Origin of the sequence: Algoriphagus sp. (assembly GCF_039969895.1) — a bacterium.
In the GTDB taxonomy this organism is placed as follows: Bacteria; Bacteroidota; Bacteroidia; order Cytophagales; family Cyclobacteriaceae; genus Algoriphagus.
The window spans coordinates 729,101-747,980 of sequence record NZ_JBDVMZ010000012.1; the positions used below are offsets into that span (position 1 = coordinate 729,101).

The 18,880-nt window shown below is 42.1% G+C and carries 15 protein-coding genes; 11 read left to right on the forward strand and 4 right to left on the reverse strand.

Annotation, left to right across the window (positions count from 1 at the left end; genetic code table 11):
* Positions 1-6: 6 nt before the first annotated feature.
* The gene (locus ABJH64_RS09240) at positions 7-1,641 is read right to left on the reverse strand and encodes a carbon starvation protein A (protein ID WP_348274552.1); all 1,635 of its coding nucleotides are present in this window, start codon (positions 1,639-1,641) and stop codon (positions 7-9) included.
* A 225-nt stretch (positions 1,642-1,866) separates the two neighbouring features.
* Between ABJH64_RS09240 and accD the strand changes: the two genes are divergently transcribed.
* The 7 genes from accD to ABJH64_RS09275 all read left to right on the forward strand — a co-directional run bounded on the left by accD (position 1,867) and on the right by ABJH64_RS09275 (position 9,016).
* A complete protein-coding gene (gene accD, locus ABJH64_RS09245; protein ID WP_348274553.1) occupies positions 1,867-2,709 on the forward strand; it encodes an acetyl-CoA carboxylase, carboxyltransferase subunit beta in 843 nt (280 codons plus the stop codon).
* 132 nt (positions 2,710-2,841) lie between these two features.
* On the forward strand, positions 2,842-4,143 hold the full coding sequence (gene nqrF, locus ABJH64_RS09250; protein WP_348274554.1) for an NADH:ubiquinone reductase (Na(+)-transporting) subunit F: 1,302 nt from the start codon (positions 2,842-2,844) through the stop codon (positions 4,141-4,143).
* Positions 4,144-4,293: 150 nt separating this feature from the next.
* Positions 4,294-5,445 carry a formimidoylglutamase gene (locus tag ABJH64_RS09255; RefSeq protein WP_348274555.1) on the forward strand — a complete coding sequence of 384 codons (1,152 nt, stop codon included), beginning with the start codon at positions 4,294-4,296 and terminating at the stop codon, positions 5,443-5,445.
* Entirely contained in the window at positions 5,445-5,675 is a 231-nt protein-coding gene (locus tag ABJH64_RS09260) for a cytochrome b5 domain-containing protein (protein ID WP_348274556.1), read from the forward strand. The genes ABJH64_RS09255 and ABJH64_RS09260 overlap by 1 nt, the downstream gene beginning before the upstream one ends.
* Positions 5,672-6,514 carry an N-acetylglucosamine kinase gene (locus ABJH64_RS09265; protein ID WP_348274557.1) on the forward strand — a complete coding sequence of 281 codons (843 nt, stop codon included), beginning with the start codon at positions 5,672-5,674 and terminating at the stop codon, positions 6,512-6,514. Before ABJH64_RS09260 ends, ABJH64_RS09265 begins: the two co-directional genes overlap by 4 nt.
* A 73-nt stretch (positions 6,515-6,587) precedes the next feature.
* Positions 6,588-7,400: an N-acetylmuramic acid 6-phosphate etherase gene (gene murQ / locus ABJH64_RS09270; RefSeq protein ID WP_348274558.1), complete on the forward strand. Its 813-nt coding sequence runs from the start codon at positions 6,588-6,590 to the stop codon at positions 7,398-7,400.
* 224 nt (positions 7,401-7,624) lie between these two features.
* Positions 7,625-9,016 carry a pseudouridine synthase gene (locus ABJH64_RS09275; protein ID WP_348274559.1) on the forward strand — a complete coding sequence of 464 codons (1,392 nt, stop codon included), beginning with the start codon at positions 7,625-7,627 and terminating at the stop codon, positions 9,014-9,016.
* Between the two features lie 58 nt (positions 9,017-9,074).
* Here ABJH64_RS09275 and ABJH64_RS09280 read toward each other — a convergent pair whose 3' ends face one another.
* Complete coding sequence (locus tag ABJH64_RS09280) at positions 9,075-9,278, reverse strand: hypothetical protein (RefSeq protein ID WP_348274560.1); 204 nt, start codon at positions 9,276-9,278, stop codon at positions 9,075-9,077.
* Positions 9,279-9,289: 11 nt separating this feature from the next.
* The gene (gene gltX, locus ABJH64_RS09285) at positions 9,290-10,828 is read right to left on the reverse strand and encodes a glutamate--tRNA ligase (RefSeq protein WP_348274561.1); all 1,539 of its coding nucleotides are present in this window, start codon (positions 10,826-10,828) and stop codon (positions 9,290-9,292) included.
* A 399-nt stretch (positions 10,829-11,227) separates the two neighbouring features.
* Between gltX and mfd the strand changes: the two genes are divergently transcribed.
* From mfd to ABJH64_RS09305, 4 genes are all read left to right on the forward strand, one after another.
* On the forward strand, positions 11,228-14,581 hold the full coding sequence (gene mfd, locus ABJH64_RS09290; RefSeq protein WP_348274562.1) for a transcription-repair coupling factor: 3,354 nt from the start codon (positions 11,228-11,230) through the stop codon (positions 14,579-14,581).
* A 178-nt stretch (positions 14,582-14,759) separates the two neighbouring features.
* Positions 14,760-15,986: a gliding motility lipoprotein GldJ gene (gene gldJ, locus ABJH64_RS09295; RefSeq protein ID WP_348274563.1), complete on the forward strand. Its 1,227-nt coding sequence runs from the start codon at positions 14,760-14,762 to the stop codon at positions 15,984-15,986.
* Between the two features lie 287 nt (positions 15,987-16,273).
* Positions 16,274-17,266: an N-acetylmuramoyl-L-alanine amidase gene (locus ABJH64_RS09300; protein ID WP_348274564.1), complete on the forward strand. Its 993-nt coding sequence runs from the start codon at positions 16,274-16,276 to the stop codon at positions 17,264-17,266.
* A 202-nt stretch (positions 17,267-17,468) separates the two neighbouring features.
* Entirely contained in the window at positions 17,469-18,029 is a 561-nt protein-coding gene (locus tag ABJH64_RS09305) for a type 1 glutamine amidotransferase domain-containing protein (RefSeq protein ID WP_348274565.1), read from the forward strand.
* A gap of 63 nt (positions 18,030-18,092) precedes the next feature.
* Here the strand turns inward: ABJH64_RS09305 and ABJH64_RS09310 are convergent, their stop codons facing one another.
* A complete protein-coding gene (locus tag ABJH64_RS09310; RefSeq protein ID WP_348274566.1) occupies positions 18,093-18,875 on the reverse strand; it encodes an undecaprenyl-diphosphate phosphatase in 783 nt (260 codons plus the stop codon).
* Positions 18,876-18,880 lie beyond the last annotated feature (5 nt).

Here is an 18,880-nt window from a genome sequence, read left to right on the forward strand (position 1 = left end):
AAAAAGTCAAAGAGCCTTTGCGGGTTCTTTGACTTCTTTTTTTAAGCTTTTTGTCGCCAGAACCATCAAGGATATAGCCAATACAAAAAGTAGAGCGGCAATGATGGAAAGCACATAGACCTCGTCTTTGAAGTTTTTCCAAGCAAAAAGTCCCAATGAAGATAAGGTAACCGTAAACATAAAAAACATGGGTATCGTCACGAAGAGCGCATTGATTTTTTTCTTAATCAGCCAGACTGCGATTGTCAATAGAGCCAGTGCTGCCAGCAATTGATTAGCGGAACCGAATATTGGCCAGAGTGTGGTAAACTCTCCTGATAACAACAGAAGAATAGAAAAGACGACCACAATTCCAGTTGATGCATACCTATTTTTTGCTAGAAATTGGCCTGCTGCCTGGGGTACATCTTCGAAGTATTCCTGTAAAGTAAATCGAGCCAAACGAGTACAAGTATCCAATGTCGTCAATGCAAAGGCAGAGACTGTCAGTGCCACAAATCCTACGGCAAACTCCTCTGAAATCCCAAGCGTTGCGATCATTCCTCCCAAGCCAGTGGAGAAAAGCGCCACCGGTCCTTCTCCTGTGAGCCTTGCCGCATATTCAGATCTCGACAGAATCACCACTGCACCAACTGAAATAATGGCCAAGAACGATTCTATCAACATTCCTCCAAAACCGACCAACTTTGCATCCGACTCCTTATTCAATTGCTTGGAAGTGGTCCCTGAAGCTACTAGAGAATGAAATCCGCTGATAGCACCACAGGCTATAGTCACAAAGAGCACAGGGAAAATATAGCCAAGATTGTCATCTGATACATGGATTTCATTGCTCATCTGGATTTCGGGATTGGCAATCACTACACCGAGGACGGCGGCAATGATCAATCCATACAGCAAAAAACTGTTGAGGTAATCGCGGGGCTGTAGCAGCATGCTGACCGGAGTGACTGATGCAAGGAAGGCATAAGCCAATAGGGCCAAAACCCAGATTTTATAATCCAGTACAAATGGAAGTTTCATTCCTAAATACACAAAGAAGTACATCAATAGTACCCCAATTACAGAGATGACGATAAATGCTGTTTTTTTGCTGCCGATCATTTTGTTGACGACACCGAAAACAATTGCCAACAGAATAAAAAGAATAGAAGCTGAAGCTACGCCGGGGTTTGTGACGAAAGTTTTGGCGATAATATCCGCAAAAACGCCAATAACTAAGATTAGGGTAGAAAAGCTAAAGATGACAAATAGCTGCTTTCCTTTCATCCCAATTTGATTCCGGATGATCACGCCGATCGATTTTCCATCTGTTTTCAAGGAAGTAGCCATGCTTCCTAAGTCATGCACAGCCCCAAAAAATATTCCACCCACCAAAATCCAAATCACAGCTGGGATCCATCCAAAAGTCACTGCAATGATCGGCCCGACAATTGGACCTGCTCCAGCGATTGATGCAAAATGATGGCCTAGCACCACTATAGGCTTGCTGGGCTCATAATCCACTCCATCCCGATGAGTATGCGAAGGCGCTGGATTTTTATCGTTTAGACCAAATTTCTTATAGACAAAGTTGCCATAAACCTTGTAAGCTATAAATAAAATGACAGCAGAAATGAGGAGTAGAACGGCTAAGTTCATGAGTAGCTAGTGGGATAGGGTTATCTAATACAGAGTAAAAGCTACTCTGAATCTTTCAATTCAAAATAAGGTAATTATTAATCCCTGAAAAAGCGATTTTCCAGATTGGTACGTTTTCCTTTGTGTAGTTGAATTGAAGAGCTATTTCTAATCAGGTTTTATTTACCAGATTTAACGACTAAATTTGTAACCTTTGACTCGTCAAAAACAACCTAAAAACTCAATATGGCTTGGTTTAAAAGAACTGACAAAGGCATCAAAACATCTACCGCTGAGAAGAAAGATGCACCTGATGGCCTTTGGTTTAAGACCCCAAATGGAAATATCATTCATACCAGAGAGCTGAAAAACAACGCTTATGTGTGTCCAGATGATGATTTTCATGTAAAAATTGGTTCGAAGGAGTATTTCGAAATCCTATTTGACAACAATAAATTCAAAGAGCTGGATGCCAATATGACCTCCGGCGATCCTTTGAAATTCACGGACACCAAACCTTACATTTCACGTATAGAAGCCACGATCAAGAAGACAGAGTTGAATGACGCTGTTCGTTCTGCCGTGGGAAAAATGAATGGGTTGGATATCGTGATTTCATGTATGGACTTTAATTTCATCGGTGGATCCATGGGGTCAGTAGTAGGTGAAAAAATAGCTCGTGCAATTGATCACTCCCTGAAAAATAAAATTCCATTCTTAATGATTTCCAAGTCGGGTGGTGCACGAATGATGGAAGCAGGATTTTCTTTAATGCAAATGGCTAAAACATCTGCCAAGCTTGCGTTGTTAGATCAAGCAGGTATTCCTTACATTTCTATGCTGACAGATCCGACCACAGGTGGAGTCACTGCTTCTTACGCGATGTTGGGCGATTTCAATATTGCAGAACCAGAAGCTTTGATAGGCTTTGCAGGGCCCCGGGTAATTCGTGAGACGATTGGTAAGGATTTGCCAAAAGGATTTCAAAGTGCAGAGTTTGTCTTGGAGCATGGATTTCTGGATTTTATTGTTGATCGACGTCAACTTAAAGGCCGATTGACCACGCTGCTAAACCTTTTAAATAACTAAAAGAGTTACTTCTAAAAGGTTTTGATTATTCGGGCCATATTTGAACATCGATTTGGTCTGTTTTAGTGATTAATAAATATATTTGTGCTCCCGTATTGGGCCAATCCATAAGAAAAATTAAACCAAAATTTCATGGGTTCAGTAATTATCACATCCATTGTAGCTTTTACAATAATCATATTGCTACTGGTATTTATTCTCCTTTTTGCCCAGTCTAAGCTGGTCAACTCAGGTGACGTTAACATTATCATTAATGGTGACGCGAGTTCTCCAATCGTAACAGCAGCAGGAACAACCTTGCTTTCTACGCTTGGTAGTCAAAAAATCTTCCTTCCATCCGCATGTGGTGGTGGCGGAACTTGTGCGATGTGCAAATGTGTGGTCGAAGAAGGTGGAGGAGAAGTTCTACCTACAGAAGTCGGTCACTTGAGCAGAGCAGAACAGCAAAGTAACGTCCGCCTTGCATGTCAGGTGAAAGTGAAAAATGACATGAAGATCCGAGTTCCGGAAGAAATCTTCGGCATCAAGAAGTGGGAATGTGAAGTTATTTCTAACTACAACGTTTCTACTTTCATCAAGGAATTCAAAGTGAAACTTCCAGAAGGTGAGACGCTTGATTTCGAAGCCGGTGGATATATCCAAATTGACGTTCCTATCATCACGGTGAACTTCAAAGGTATGGATATTACTCCACACCCTGATTTAGGTCACCCGGCAGACGTGTACCAAAGTGATTGGGACAAGTTCGGTCTTTGGGATTTGACGATGAAGAATGACGAAGAGCTATTTAGAGCTTACTCTATGGCTAATCACCCAGCTGAAGGTAACATCGTTATGCTTACCATTCGTATCGCTACTCCACCTTGGGATAGAGCGAATAACAAATGGATGGATGTGAATCCTGGTGTTTGTTCTTCTTATGTATTCTCTAGAGTTCCTGGTGATAAGGTAACCATTTCCGGTCCATATGGTGAATTCCATATTAATCCTACTCAACGCGAGATGGTTTACATCGGTGGTGGTGCAGGTATGGCTCCATTGAGAGCTCAGATTTTCCACCTTTTCCATACAGAGAAAACTAACAGAAAAGTATCTTACTGGTACGGTGGTAGATCCAAGAAAGAGCTATTCTATGTACCTCAATTCAGAGACATAGAGAAAGACTTCCCGAACTTCCAGTTCAATATTGGACTATCTGAGCCACTTCCGGAAGACAATTGGAAAATCAAGAAATCTCCTGAGGATGAAGGTGACGGTTACGTTGGTTTCATTCACCAAGTATTATATGATAACTATCTGAAAAATCACCCTGAGCCAGACGAGGTAGAATACTACCTATGTGGTCCTCCTTTGATGAACTCAGCAGTATTGAAGTTGCTAGATGATCTAGGTATCCCTCAGGAAAATATCCGATTCGATGATTTCGGAGGATAATCACTACTTAAAATCCCGCTCTCAGCGGGATTTTTTATTTAATCCCAACTTATTCTAAAAATAGAGATTGATCTAGAAATAGGAAGTCTGCTCCAAAATTCGAGGTTAGGTGCCTTTTTTGATTATTTTTACCTGAGACAATCACCCCTTATGAATATCCAATCTTACTTTGACCCTGTAGCCGAATACCTTTGGCAGAAAAAATACCCAGAAAACTCATTCTTTAAACAAATACACTTTTTTGGAGAAGAATTCCCTGACCTCAAAGGAGTACAAATTGCCCTAGTGGGCATTAAAGAGAATCGAGGCCTCGCAAAAATAGAAAGTGCTGACCGAGGTAGTAGTGAGATCCGGGAGAAACTTTATGAGCTGAAGAAAGGCTTTGGGGCATATCGTGTGGCGGATTTGGGAGATATGATCTCCGGCCAGAGGCTAAGTGATACTTATCAGAGAATGCAGGAAGTGGGAGAATACCTCATGAAGCAGCAAATTCTTCCAATCTATTTTGGCGGATCACATGATTTGGACTACGGACAGTATTTGTCCTACCAAAAAATGAAAAAACTAGTAAGTCTCTTGACAGTAGATGCTAAACTAGACATGGAGGAAGAAGGACCGCTAGCTGATCAGCACACCCAAGAAATCATTCTTCATCAGCCTAACTTCTTGTTTTCATCGGCACATTTAGCTTACCAGAGTTTCCTAGTTGATCCTTCGTTGATCAATGTGGTGGAAAAGCTATATTTCGAGCATGTTCGTCTCGGAGAGCTGAGAAGTGAATTCAAAGAAGTAGAGCCTCTGATTAGAAATGCTGATTTGCTTAGTTTCGACCTATGTGCTATACAATCTGCCGATGCTCCTGGGGCAGTCAATGCTGAGCCTTTTGGGCTAACGGCTGAGGAAGCTTGCCAGATTTGCTGGTTTGCTGGCACCAATGAAAAATTAAGCTCTCTTGGGATTTACGGCTATGATCCTTATTTCGACGATTCGGTAAATAAGACTGCAAAAGTCGTCTCTGTGATGATATGGTATTTTCTGGAGGGATTTTATTCTCGCAAAGACAGTCTTTCTTTTAAAAGTTCTGACTACACGAAATACACAGTTTCTTTAGATACCAAACCAAATACGTTGGTTTTCTACAAAAGTAAAAGAAGTGGCAAATGGTGGATGGAGATTCCACATAATGAAACAGAAAAGTTTGACCGGGTGAGCACAGTACCCTGTAGTTATGCGGATTACCAAATGGCTCAACGGGGTGAGATTCCTGAGCGTTGGATCAATGCTCAAATCAAACTTCTCTAATGCAGACCTATACCAAACAGCAACTGGCTTTACGAAATGGACAGGATAAACCAGAGATTTGGGTAGCCTATAATGGGGTCATTTATGATGTGAGTAGCTCGAGACTTTGGAAAAAAGGCATGCATTACGAACATTGGGCTGGACAAGATCTGACCGAGGAATTGCCAGACGCTCCACATACAGAAAAAGTATTTGAAAAATTTCAAGCCATAGGGCAATTAGCTAAATGATTTTAATCGCAGATAGTGGATCCAGCAAGACAGACTGGAGAGTAATTCATGCCGACAAAAGAATTAGTCAGTACAGAGGCATAGGGTTTAACCCTTATTATCAGACTTCAGAGGAAATTTCCCTTCTGATGAAGTGCGATTTCCTGCTTGATTTAGTTCCAGAGATTCAAGAGATATTTTTTTATGGAGCGGGTTGCTCTACAGATCAAAGGAGGAATGAAGTCTCATCGGCTTTGAAAACGATATTCCCAGAAGCTAAAATCACGATCGATCATGACCTCACAGCTGCCGCCAAATCTACTTGTGGTCACCTCGCAGGAATAGCCTGCATACTAGGCACAGGATCAAATAGCTGCGACTATGATGGGACGCAAATCGTCGATAAACGCCCCTCTCCAGGATATTTTTTTGGAGATGAAGGCGGCGGAGGCTATGTGGGCAGAAAACTTTTGAAGGATTTTATCAATGATGAAATGCCCCTAGATATCAAAAAAGAGCTGACCGAACGCTTTCATTTGAATAGTACAGTGATTCAGGAGAATGTCTATCAAAAACCATTTCCAAACAGGTACATGGCTAGTTTCTGTAGATTTATAACGGAACATAAGTCCAATCCCTATTGCTATATGCTGTATTACAGCTCATTTCAGGAGTTTTTCAAACAGCACGTGATGAAGTACAAAGATTACACACAGAAACCGGTGAACTTCGTAGGCTCGATTGCTTTTTACAACAGCGATATACTTCGCAAAGCTGCAGCTGATTCGCAGATCAATGTAAATTTGATCATAGAAAGCCCGATTGCAGGCTTGACGCTTTACCATCAAGAGACCTTATAAAATCAGACCATCACAGGATTCCCGATGATCCTACCTAGTTTTCTAAAATTCTTTAAGACCCGATAAAAAACACATGAAAGTAACTGAAAGTACCTCTCATTATGACAATTTGGAGCAAATGGATTTATTGGATTTGCTGCGCAATATCAACAAAGAGGATAAAAAAGTGCCTTTAGCTGTAGAGCTAGTCATTCCAAACATTCAAAACCTTGTAGCTGAGATCGTGCCCCGAATGCAAAAAGGAGGTAGGTTGATCTATATCGGAGCAGGCACGAGTGGTAGGCTGGGAGTACTAGATGCTTCTGAATGCCCACCTACATACGGTGTCCCTTTCGACATGGTGTTGGGTATCATCGCAGGAGGTGACACCGCGATCCGCAAAGCAGTAGAAAACGCTGAGGACGATACCGACCAGGCTTGGAATGATATTCTCGAGTATGGCTTCAATGAAAATGATACCGTAATCGGGATAGCTGCATCAGGCACCACTCCTTATGTAATCGGTGGAGTGAAAACAGCTAAGGCCAAAGGTCTTTTGACAGGAAGCATTACCTGCAATCCAGACTCCCCACTTTCCAAAGAAGTAGATCACCCGATTGAAGCGGTAGTAGGCCCAGAGTTTATCACGGGAAGCACACGAATGAAATCCGGTACCGCCCAAAAGCTGATTCTTAATATGATCTCAACTTCCGTGATGATCAAGCTGGGAAAAGTAAAAGGAAATAAAATGGTAGATATGCAGCTTTCCAATGCTAAGCTGGTACAACGAGGCACTAAGATGATCATGGAAGCAACTGGTCTGGACGAGGAAACCGCCCAAAAACTTTTGCTCAGTGAAGGGTCTGTTCGTAATGCGACAGAGCACTTTTACAAAAACATGAAGTAGTATCGTGTAAATCAACGCTGTTGGGTTTTAATAAAAGTGTTTTGATATAATTCGGATCTATATGGACCTGATTGAAAAACCTGGCAGATATGCGCTAACATGATTATTTTTGAAGGGTATGGTTAGAAATCTCCAGATAGGCCTTACCTTTGCGACCCGATTAAGGACTTGAAAACCAATCGCTTAATCATACACAATTAATACAGCAGTGATGTTGCAAATCTATGAGAGATAACAATTCAAAAAAGCCGTTTTTCGGCGAAGGTAAAAAAGATTCCAAACCGTCTAATTCAGGCCAAAGAGGCGGTTACAAAGGGAAGTCAGATGGAATCAAAAACAAATCTGAAGGCTACCAAGGGAAGTCCGAAGGATACAAAGGAAAGTCCGAAGGCTTTAATAAATCAAAAGACTCAGGCTTTTCTAAATCTGGCTCAGGTAAGAAGTCTTTTGGTAAAAATGAGGACGACTTCTCTGAATTCAATAAAAAACCAAGAACAAGCAATAAGCCAGGATTCAAGTCACTAGGTGAGAAGAAGTTTGGCTCCAAATCGAACTTTTCTCCTAAGAAAGAACAAGGATCGAGCTTTACAGAAAAGAAAGAAATTGGTGGAGTGAAGAAGCAATTTTTCGCTAAAAAAGAAGAAGCTGAAAGCCCGAAACCATACAAAAGAGATGCTAAATCCAGCAAACCGTCACCTAATGAAAAGCCAGAGGGCCTTATCTATAAGGGACGTGGAAGGGATCAGAAGCCAGTTTTTGCGGCGGGAAAACCTACCTACAAATCTGACAAGAAAGACGGCAAAGGCTTCGCTAAAAAGCGTTTTGTGGACCAAGACACCACCGTTGAGCGACCAGATTACAATTTTGATTCTCTCCCTCAGAAGAAGAAAAAAATGGAGAATGCCGAGAATCTTATTCGTCTGAATAAGTACATCGCCAACTCCGGTATCTGTAGCAGAAGAGAAGCCGATTCACTGATCAGCAATGGTCTGGTTACTTTGAATGGGGAAGTCTGCACAGAACTTGGTAGAAAAGTAAAGAAAACCGATCGCGTAGTATATCAAGGAAGAAAGATCAATCCTGAAAAACCTACTTACGTTTTGTTGAATAAGCCAAAGGATTTCATCACCACTACCGATGATCCTATGGATCGCAAGACGGTGATGCACCTCGTTGGGAATGCGTGTGAAGAGCGTATTTTTCCGGTTGGTCGATTGGATAGAAATACCACTGGGCTTCTGCTGTTCACCAACGATGGAGAGTTAGCTGCCAAGCTTTCTCACCCATCTAATGAGATCAAGAAAATCTATCAAGTGACCTTGGATAAGCCATTGACCAAGAAGGATGAAGAGGCTATCATTGAAGGCTTGACACTGGAAGATGGTAAAGCGGATGTGGATGATTTCCAAGTGTTATCTCTGGACAGAACGATTCTTGGACTGGAGATACATATTGGTAGAAATAGAATTGTGAGAAGGCTTTTTGCTCATTTGGGCTATGAGGTAACTGCTCTTGATCGAGTGGTTTTTGCAGGACTTGACAAAAAAGATTTGAAACGCGGGCATTACCGCTTCCTCACCGAGCAGGAAGTGATTCGCTTGAAGTTCTTTGTATAAACAGAAAAAGCTCCCAATTTGGGGAGCTTTTTTTTTATGTATTCAAAGGTAGAAGGAATTAAGATTTCTTTTCCTTTTCGTCAGATTTTAAATCGTCCCGATCTTTCAGTTTTTTGTCCTCTACATTCTTATTGAGAAACTCGTTGATTTTATCAATGGAAAAGGAGGAGGAAATTTCACCAAAGGAATTAATATTCATTTTGAAGCCGCTCAGATCTTCGTGAACTTTCGGGTCTTCGTTTTTCTTTTTCTTCTTAGTCATAGCTTGCGTGTTTAGCTGATTACTTCTAAAGTGGCTAACGCAAATCTGATTCGCTTGGCCACTTCTTCAGTTCCTAAAATAGCAAAAATCTCCATCAAATCCGGTCCTGCTCCTGCTCCGGTCACTGCCAGGCGGACTGCCTGCATAGATTTTCCTAACTTGATTTCGTTTGCATCGGCAGTTTCTCCTAGCAATGTTTTAGCCGTTTCCGCATCAAAATTAGTAGTAAATCCTTCTAGCGTTTGAGCAAAAGCGGTAAGCAATGTGACAGCGTCTGCGTTCCATCGTTTACTTGCTACATCCTGATCAAATTCAGTAGGAGCCACCACAACAAATTTACTTCCCTGCCAGATCTCAGCAGGGAAAGTCACGCGCTCTTTCATGAGAGCCGCTAAAGCCTCAGCCGTATCTTGAAGTATTATTTCTCCATCTTTGGAAGCGTCGGAGATTACAAAAGGTGCCAACGCCGCAGTGGACATAGCTTTCAAATACTGTTCATTGAACCACTTGGCTTTTGCGATGTCAAACTTAGTTCCTGACTTGCCGATTCGCTCCATAGAAAATGCCGCTATGAGTTCTTCTAAAGAAAATAGCTCACGATCATCACCAGGATTCCAACCTAGAAAAGCTAAGAAATTCAAAAATGCATCTGGTAGATAGCCAGCCTCACGGAAGCCTGCAGCTGTTTCTCCATCTGCCTTATTTTCCCAGTTTAGAGGGAAAACAGGAAAACCTAACTTATCTCCGTCACGCTTGGAAAGCTTACCGTTTCCGTCAGGCTTAAGCAAAAGTGGTAAGTGCGCAAACTCAGGCATGGTATCTTCCCAACCAAAAAACTTATAAAGTAATACGTGCAATGGGGCAGACGGAAGCCATTCTTCACCACGGATCACGTGGGTGATTTTCATCAGATGATCATCCACGATATTTGCCAAGTGATAAGTTGGCATTCCGTCGGACTTCATTAGTACTTTGTCATCTAGCGTGGAGGAGTGAACCATCACCCAGCCACGGATCATGTCATTCAGTCGGACGTCTTCCTTGAGTGGGATTTTCACACGGATCACATAAGGTTCTCCAGATGCTAGTCTCGACTTTACTTCATCCTCGGAAAGCGTAAGCGAGTTTTTCATCTGAGTTCGGGTGATACTGTTATACTGAGGCTGAACCACCCGAGCAGCCGTCAAGCGCTCGCGCATAGCTTCTAATTCCTCAGCAGTATCAAAAGCATAATATGCATGTCCTGCTTCCACTAAATCTAGCGCGTATTGCATGTAGCTGTCCTTGCGCTCAGACTGGCGGTAAGGGCCACAGTTACCAGGATTCCAAGGGCTTTCGTCAGGGGAAATACCTAGCCAAGCCAGAGATTCTTGAATGTAGGACTCAGCTCCAGGTACAAATCGCGCCTGATCCGTATCTTCTATTCTCAAGAGGAATTTCCCGCCCATTTTGCGGGCAAAAAGGTAATTGTAAAGCGCGGTGCGTACCCCGCCAATATGTAAAGGCCCCGTCGGTGATGGAGCGAATCTTACGCGAACTTCTCTACTCATGGATTTATATGTCAATAGCCTCTTCAGTAAAGTTGAGGGCCGGTTTTGGTTTTGTGATCAGGGGGCAAAGATAGGGAAATGTAGCGGAAGGGAAATTCAAGAATCTAAATGATTAAAGTCTCTAGGATGACGATTGATGTGCAATTTCAATCTTGAATTTATTTTTTATTCTTACATGCAAATGGTTGCATATTTAGATTTAATTTCAACCTCTATGTATTTTGTAGGGTTAGCAAATTTAGTTTTTAAGTAGAACTTTCCTTTTAGGACAAAACAAGGATTCTGAACTCTTGTCGCCTTTCCATGTTTATTAAACTGCGAAAAGCTTTTTGGATTCAATCGTTAGAATTCATAAAACGCTAACTTTGCGACACCAACTTAGAATCAAACCACACGCTTTTGGATCGTCCCGATTTTCTTTCCATATACCAATCAGACCCTATTTTTCAAACGATCGCCCACGAAATTTCGAGTGGTGACAAGCTCACACACCAGATAAAAGGCTTATCGGGAAGTTTGGATATGGTGCTATTCTCCTCTTTTTTTCAGACCAAAGGAGGAACACATCTGATCATAGCACAAGACAAGGAGGAAGCAGCCTACCTGAATTCTGATCTTCAGAATTTGATGAATACCGAAGCTCACATGATCTTCCCCTCGAGTTTCAAGAGGGCATATCAATACGAGGAGATAGACAATGCTAATGTGTTGATGCGTTCAGAGATTCTGAATCTCGTGCTAGAGGAGAAAGATAAATCACGCATTATCATCACCTATCCTGAGGCGATCTACGAGCGAGTGATTAACAAAAGGTCGTTACTTGAAAATACCTTTTCTGCCAAAGTAGGCGAGCAGGTGGATATGGAGTTTGTCTCAGAGATCTTGGCTAGTTATGATTTTGAGCGGACGGACTTTGTCTATGAGCCTGGTCAATTTGCTATTCGAGGTGGGATTTTGGACGTGTTTTCATTTTCCAATGAGCATCCCTATCGCTTGGAGCTTTTTGGAAAAGAGATAGAAAGCATCCGGACTTTTGATCCAGAAAGCCAACTATCTATTGCAGCTGTGGATCAGATTTCTCTGATTCCAAACGTGCAGACAAAGCTGCTGCAGGAAGTGCGGCAATCATTCTTGAGTTTTCTGCCTGAGCAGACGATTGTATGGATCAAGGATTATCAGTTGACACTGGATGTGATGGACGAGTGCTTTCACAAGGCTTCATTGGCTTTTGACCAAATAGTAAATAAAACGAACAACACGAAAGTTGTCCTCAGTCCTGGAGATTTATTTGATAAAGGAGAAAACTTTGCTTCGCTTTCAGCCAATTTTTCCAGAGTGGAATTCGGGAAGCAATTTTACTTGAAAAATGCCAAGCAATTCTCTTGGGAATCACAGCCTCAAGCTTCCTTCAACAAGAATTTTGACCTGCTCGTAGCGCAACTTGCGGAGAACGAAAAGAAGGGATTTGTCAATATTCTCACTGCCGAAAATGAGAAACAGCTAGATCGACTGCTGGGGATTTTCAGAGAGTTAGATCCAACCTTGCACGTGCAAAGCATGCTATTAGGCTTGAGAGAGGGCTTTGAAGATAAGCAATCCAAAATAGCTTGCTTCACAGATCATCAGCTTTTTGAGCGTTTTCATCGCTACAAAACCCGTGACAAAGCCAGTAAATCCAAAGCGCTCACAATCAAAGAACTGAAAGCTTTGCATCCTGGTGACTTTATCGTCCATGTGGATTATGGCGTAGGGCGTTTTGCGGGGCTAGAGAAAGTAGATGTGGCCGGCAAAATGCAGGAAGCTGTCCGGCTTGTTTTCAGAGATGATGATTTGCTTTATGTAAACATTCACTCCCTGCATAAAATCTCCAAATTTTCCGGGCAGGAAGGCGCTGTTCCTACCATGTCCAAACTGGGTTCGCCAGATTGGGAAAATAAAAAATCCAGAGCCAAAAAGCAGGTTAAAGATATTGCGAAAGACCTGATTGCACTTTATGCAAAGCGAAGATCAGCACCTGGTTTTGCTTTCAATCCAGATTCTGTACTTCAGATCGAGTTAGAATCCTCCTTCCTCTACGAGGATACCCCAGATCAAGCTGCCGCCACGCAAGACGTAAAAACTGACATGGAAAAGTCCTACCCAATGGATAGGTTGGTTTGCGGTGATGTGGGTTTTGGCAAGACTGAAGTTGCCATTCGCGCTGCTTTCAAGGCAGTGAATGACAGGAAACAAGTAGCCGTTTTGGTACCGACTACGATTTTGGCTATGCAACACTTCCATACCTTCAGTGAAAGGTTGGGTAGTTTTCCAGTGAAAATCGAATACATCAATCGTTTTCGTACAGCGAAGGAAATCAAGGAAATTATAGCTCAGGTGAAAACCGGAGAAATCGACATTCTGGTAGGAACCCATAAAATCGTCAATAAGGATATTGTCTTCAAAGATTTGGGCTTGTTGGTAATAGATGAGGAGCAGAAGTTTGGGGTGAAAGTGAAAGATCAGCTGAAAAATCTTCGGGTGAATGTAGATGTATTGACCTTGACCGCTACCCCTATTCCAAGGACCTTACATTTTTCCCTAATGGGAGCGCGAGATTTGTCTGTGATTGCGACTCCACCACCTAATAGGCAGCCGGTAACTACTGAAGTTCAGACGTTCCAAGAGGAAGTGATTCGAGATGCGATTTCGTATGAACTACGCCGTGGTGGTCAGGTTTTCTTCGTTCACAATCGGGTGGGAGAGATCGATTCCATTGCTAATTTGATCATGAAGCTCGTTCCAGATGCACGGGTAGTAGGAGCACATGGTCAGATGGATGGGAAAAAGCTGGAGAAAGTCATGGTGGATTTTATTCATCACGATTACGATGTGCTGGTTTCTACCAATATCATTGAATCAGGACTGGATATTCCGAATGCCAATACGATTATTATCAACCGAGCTCATATGTTTGGGATGAGTGATTTGCATCAGATGCGAGGACGAGTTGGTAGAAGCAATAAGAAGGCGTTTTGCTATTTGCTCACCCAGCCTATGTCAGGATTGACGGCGGAGGCCAGGAAGCGGATGCAAACGTTGGAAGAGTTCTCAGATTTGGGAGATGGCTTCAAAGTAGCGATGAAAGATCTCGATATTCGTGGAGCAGGGAATCTTTTGGGAGCGGAGCAAAGTGGGTTTATTACTGATCTAGGCTTTGAGATGTATCATAAAATCCTGGATGAAGCTGTACAGGAGCTGAAGGAAAATGAGTTTGCAGCCTTATTTGAGACTGATTTGTCAGAAAAAGTCAAAGTATTGGTTCAAGACTGTACGATAGAGACGGATTTGGAATTGCTCATTCCGGAGGAATATGTAGGGAATATCAGCGAACGATTAGGGCTTTATTCCAAGCTAGATGCGATCAAAGATGAGGAGGAATTGGCCAAATTCTCAGCAATGCTTCTGGACCGGTTTGGACCTCTTCCAGAATCTGTTGCGGATTTGATGGAGACAGTTCGCTTGAGATGGAAAGCAGAAAAGCTTGGGATCGAAAAATTGGTTCTGAAAGGTAATGTGATGAAATGTCACCTGTTACCTTCTACCCGCGATGATTATTATTCCTCTGAGATTTTCCAAAAAATCATGCGTTTTGCTCAGATGAATAGCAAGCTTTGCAAAATAAAGGAATACAAGAATCGTTTGATTCTTACACAAGCAAATGTTTCTTCCATTTCTAAGGCTCAGATTAAGCTAAATGAGATGAATGATGCATGATTTTCAAATAATTTAGTGGCATAAAAATTGCAGATTCGCCTACCGATTTTGTTGATTTTCTGGGATTTTGGCTCTTTTTTGTCAAAATGATTAAAAGGACTTCACACCAAATCATTGGAAGTGCTTGACATTGCATTTATATTAGCACACTGAAAAAGACCTTAAAACAATTATATATATGTGTCTGAGTAACAAATCTTGGGGAATGTGGGTAGCAGCTCTTGCGATAGTAGGAAGCTCTATTTTAACCTCATGTAATAAAACTCCCGGGTATGGTAGAAGAACTGCCGATAAGCCGGGTAAAAGAAGTGCTACGACCGGTGCAGAATTCAGTTTTGATGAACAAGATTCTACTCAATTTTTTGTAGCCAAAAATGCCGAGCAGATTCCGGGGCCAAACTTGAAATTTATCCAAGGTGGTAGAGCCGTACTTGGCACCCAAGAAGAAGATGTGATGGCTTTTCGGGATAATCAAGAAAGGACGGTGACGCTTTCGAACTTCTATTTGGATGAAACGGAAGTGACCAACAATGATTACCGAGAGTATCTTTTCGACATGAAGAAAAAAGTGAGCGCAGATTCACTTCTGAAATTAGAGCCAAAAGATAACGTATGGGCTGGTGGAGAGATGACATTTAATGACATGTACCAGTCTTATTACTTCAGATTCCCAGGATTCAATTTCTACCCTGTAGCTGGAGTGTCTTGGACCCAGGCAAATGCCTACTCTAAGTGGAGAACAGAATATGTTCAGGAAATCATCAGAAAAGAAAGAGAAATCGATTCCACTTTCACTAAAAACCAGCTGATCGAGAGAGGCGTAGCACTAGCCGACTATAGACTACCTACTGAAGCTGAGTGGGAGTATGCTGCTAAAGCAATGATCGGTACTCAATACTTAGACGAAAATCAGGAGTATGGCCGTATCTATCCTTGGGATGGTAGAGGTGTTCGTAATCCTTACAACGTCAAAAGAAAAGGCAAGCAAGGTGACTTCTTGGCCAACTTCAAAAGAGGTAGAGGTGATTATGGTGGGATTGCTGGTGGACAAGCTAACGATGGAGATATCATTCCTACTAATGTCTATGACATGGCCCCGAATGATTTTGGGTTGTATCACATGGCTGGAAATATGAACGAATGGGTACAGGATATCTACCGCCCGCTTTCTTTCCAGGATGTAGATGACCTCAACCCAATAAGGAATTCTGGGATTGATGATGAAGAAGAAACTTATCAAACTTCCATGCTGACGGATGAGCTCAGAGTTTATAAAGGCGGTTCTTGGAGAGATGTAGCATACTGGCTTGCTCCGGGTACACGTAGATTTATGCACCAGGACTCTGCGACCAACCATATCGGTTTCAGATGTGCGATGATTTCTATCGGAGAAAAAGGCAATTAAGCACTTCGCGCTAGGTAATAAGCCCCATCAATTAATTTTGATGGGGCTTTTTTTGGTAGTCAACTCGAGGTTCAAGCGCTCAGAAGTTTGCTTGACTTCATAGCTCCTTCAGATCCATTCCTTAACAGGCTATATCCATCCCCACTCTTGCAAAGTCCTTTAATTGAGCAACTTGATTCAGCTTACTAGATACAGTTGAGTCAACTTATACCCCGTACATTTTTAATGCTTACTGAAAACTGATTAAATTGATGGAAAGAATTTTTCACTTTTAACTAAATACTAGCATGGAAAGTAAGTACGGTTTTGTAAAAATGACAGGTGGAGAATTTGTAGCCTGGATACAATCGCAGCGTATCGCACGCACTATTATTACCATTCAGCAGCATCATACCTGGAGCCCTAACTATAGTCATTTTAATGGTAGAAATCATTTTGAAAGGCAGCTCTCAATGAAAAATCACCACGTGAGAAACAATGGCTGGAGTGATATAGGACAGCACTTCACTAGTTTTCCAGACGGAACTATTGTGACAGGAAGGTCGCTTGAGGCTACTCCCGCATGTATATATGGAGCCAATCGCGACTCCATCTGTATAGAGCATCTTGGGAATTTTGATCAAAATGGAGATACCATGACCAACGAACATCGACTGACAATTGTCCAGATGACTGCCGCTCTCTGTAGTAAATTCAGACTTCCTGTGAATACTATCAGTATTATCTATCACCACTGGTTTGAGCTCAGTACCGGAAAACGGAACAATGGAACGGGAGGAAATAAATCATGCCCAGGAACTAATTTCTTTGGCGGAAATAAGGTGGATGATTGCAGCACTTATTTTTTACCGCTGGTTCAACAACACATGGCTGGAGATGATCTACCGAGCTTGCCGCCGGCCATAGAAAATTATGTAGCCGTAACAGCTACTTCGCTAAACGTGAGAACGGCACCCAGTGGCTCGGCATCCAAAGCCTCAGGACGAGAATCCGCCTTATTGGGCGCCATATTGAGGGTGTACGATGAGTCTAACGGCTGGCTCAAAATCTCTAACAGCCAATCTCACTGGGTTTATGGTAAATATACCACTGAGGTGAAAAGAGCAACTGTAAATGCCAATGTGCTTCGGGTCAGAAGTGGGCCCGGTGCGGAATTTCCGATCGTTGACAATCTGATGAAATCTGAAGAGGTGTTTATCTCTACGATAAAAGGTGACTGGGCAAAGTTTAGCCTGGAGGAGAAATGGTTGAGCAAAAGCTATTTGGATTTCAAGTCATAATGCGGATTGACTTCAGATGCCGATTTTGAGAGGGGAATGCTCAAAATGTGGAATTATCAAATGAATTACACTTCAAAAATCCTACTCCAAGCCAATTGGAGTAGGTTTTTTATTTTGGAATAGTAATGGCAAACTACTTATAGCTTCCAAACCGAAGCTGCTTTCTAGCCAGAAAGTAATTGCCAACTTAACCACATAAATTATGAGTTTATTAAAAGATATAAGAGTAGCTATTTTGGCTACTAACGGATTTGAAGAATCAGAGCTAGTAGAACCTAAGCGTGCCTTGGAAAAGGAAGGTGCTGAGGTATTTATCATTTCTCCTGAAAACGATGAGATCAAAGGGTGGAAGGACGGAAACTGGAGCGATGCGATCAAAGTAGATGCGCGCGTTGATCAAGTGAGTTCGACAGATTTTGACTCACTCCTTTTACCAGGTGGTGTCATTAATCCTGACAAGCTAAGAAGAGATATGACCTCGGTGGCTTTTGTCAAGAGCTTTTTTGAAGATCATAAGCCCGTAGCAGCAATCTGCCATGGTCCGCAAATCCTCATTGAGGCAAATGTCACTAATGGGCGAACAATGACTTCATTCCCTTCCATACGCAAAGATCTGGAAAACTCTGGAGCAAGCTGGGTGGATGAGGAAGTAGTCGTGGATAACGGACTTGTCACGTCCAGAAGTCCGAAGGATTTGGCTGCCTTCAATAAGAAAATGATTGAGGAATTCCGAGAAGGAAAGCATGCTAGGCAAACTGCCTAAAAATCAAAAGCCTGATTAGTGTAAATAATCAGGCTTTTTTAGTTTTTATGGTGTATTCTCGAATTACCCCAAATCAGTTCCCCACATAAAGATTAAAAACAGAATTCCGATTACAATTCTATAGTAGCCAAATGCTGTAAATCCATTTTTGGAGACAAACTGAAGGAATACTTTCACGGCAAACCATGCTGTAACAAACGCTACCATTGAACCTATTCCTAAAAGCATCAACTGATTAGTAGTGAAGACTAAATCCGTTTTTAGCAAATCATAACCAGATGCTGCCATCATGGTAGGGACTGCCAATAGGAATGAAAATTCGGTCGCCTGCTTTTTATCCAAACCATTGAAAACACCACCAATGATCGTGGCAGCTGCTCTGGAAGTTCCCGGCACCATAGAAAGACACTGAAATAGCCCGATGAAAAATGCGTTTTTGTAGGAGATATCCTCCACTTCGTCCACATGAGTCTCGGAGTTGACTACTTTTTTGTCAATAAAAATCAAGATTATTCCTCCTACAATCAGGGAAACTGAGACCACGATAGGATTGAATAAATAGGCCTTGATGTAGTCATACGCCAGCAAGCCTATAATGGCAGTAGGTACAAATGCTGCAAATAACTTGAAATAGATGTCCATACCTTTCAAAAATCGATTGATGTACATCAGGGCAATCGCGAGTATTGCACCTAGCTGGATAAAGATTTCGAAGGTTTTTACAAATTCGTCATCGTGAATATTCATAGCCGCTGAGGCCAAAATCATGTGTCCTGTGGATGAAACAGGTAAAAATTCAGTCAGACCTTCGATGATGGCAATAATGATGCTTTGTGTGATCGTCATTGAGA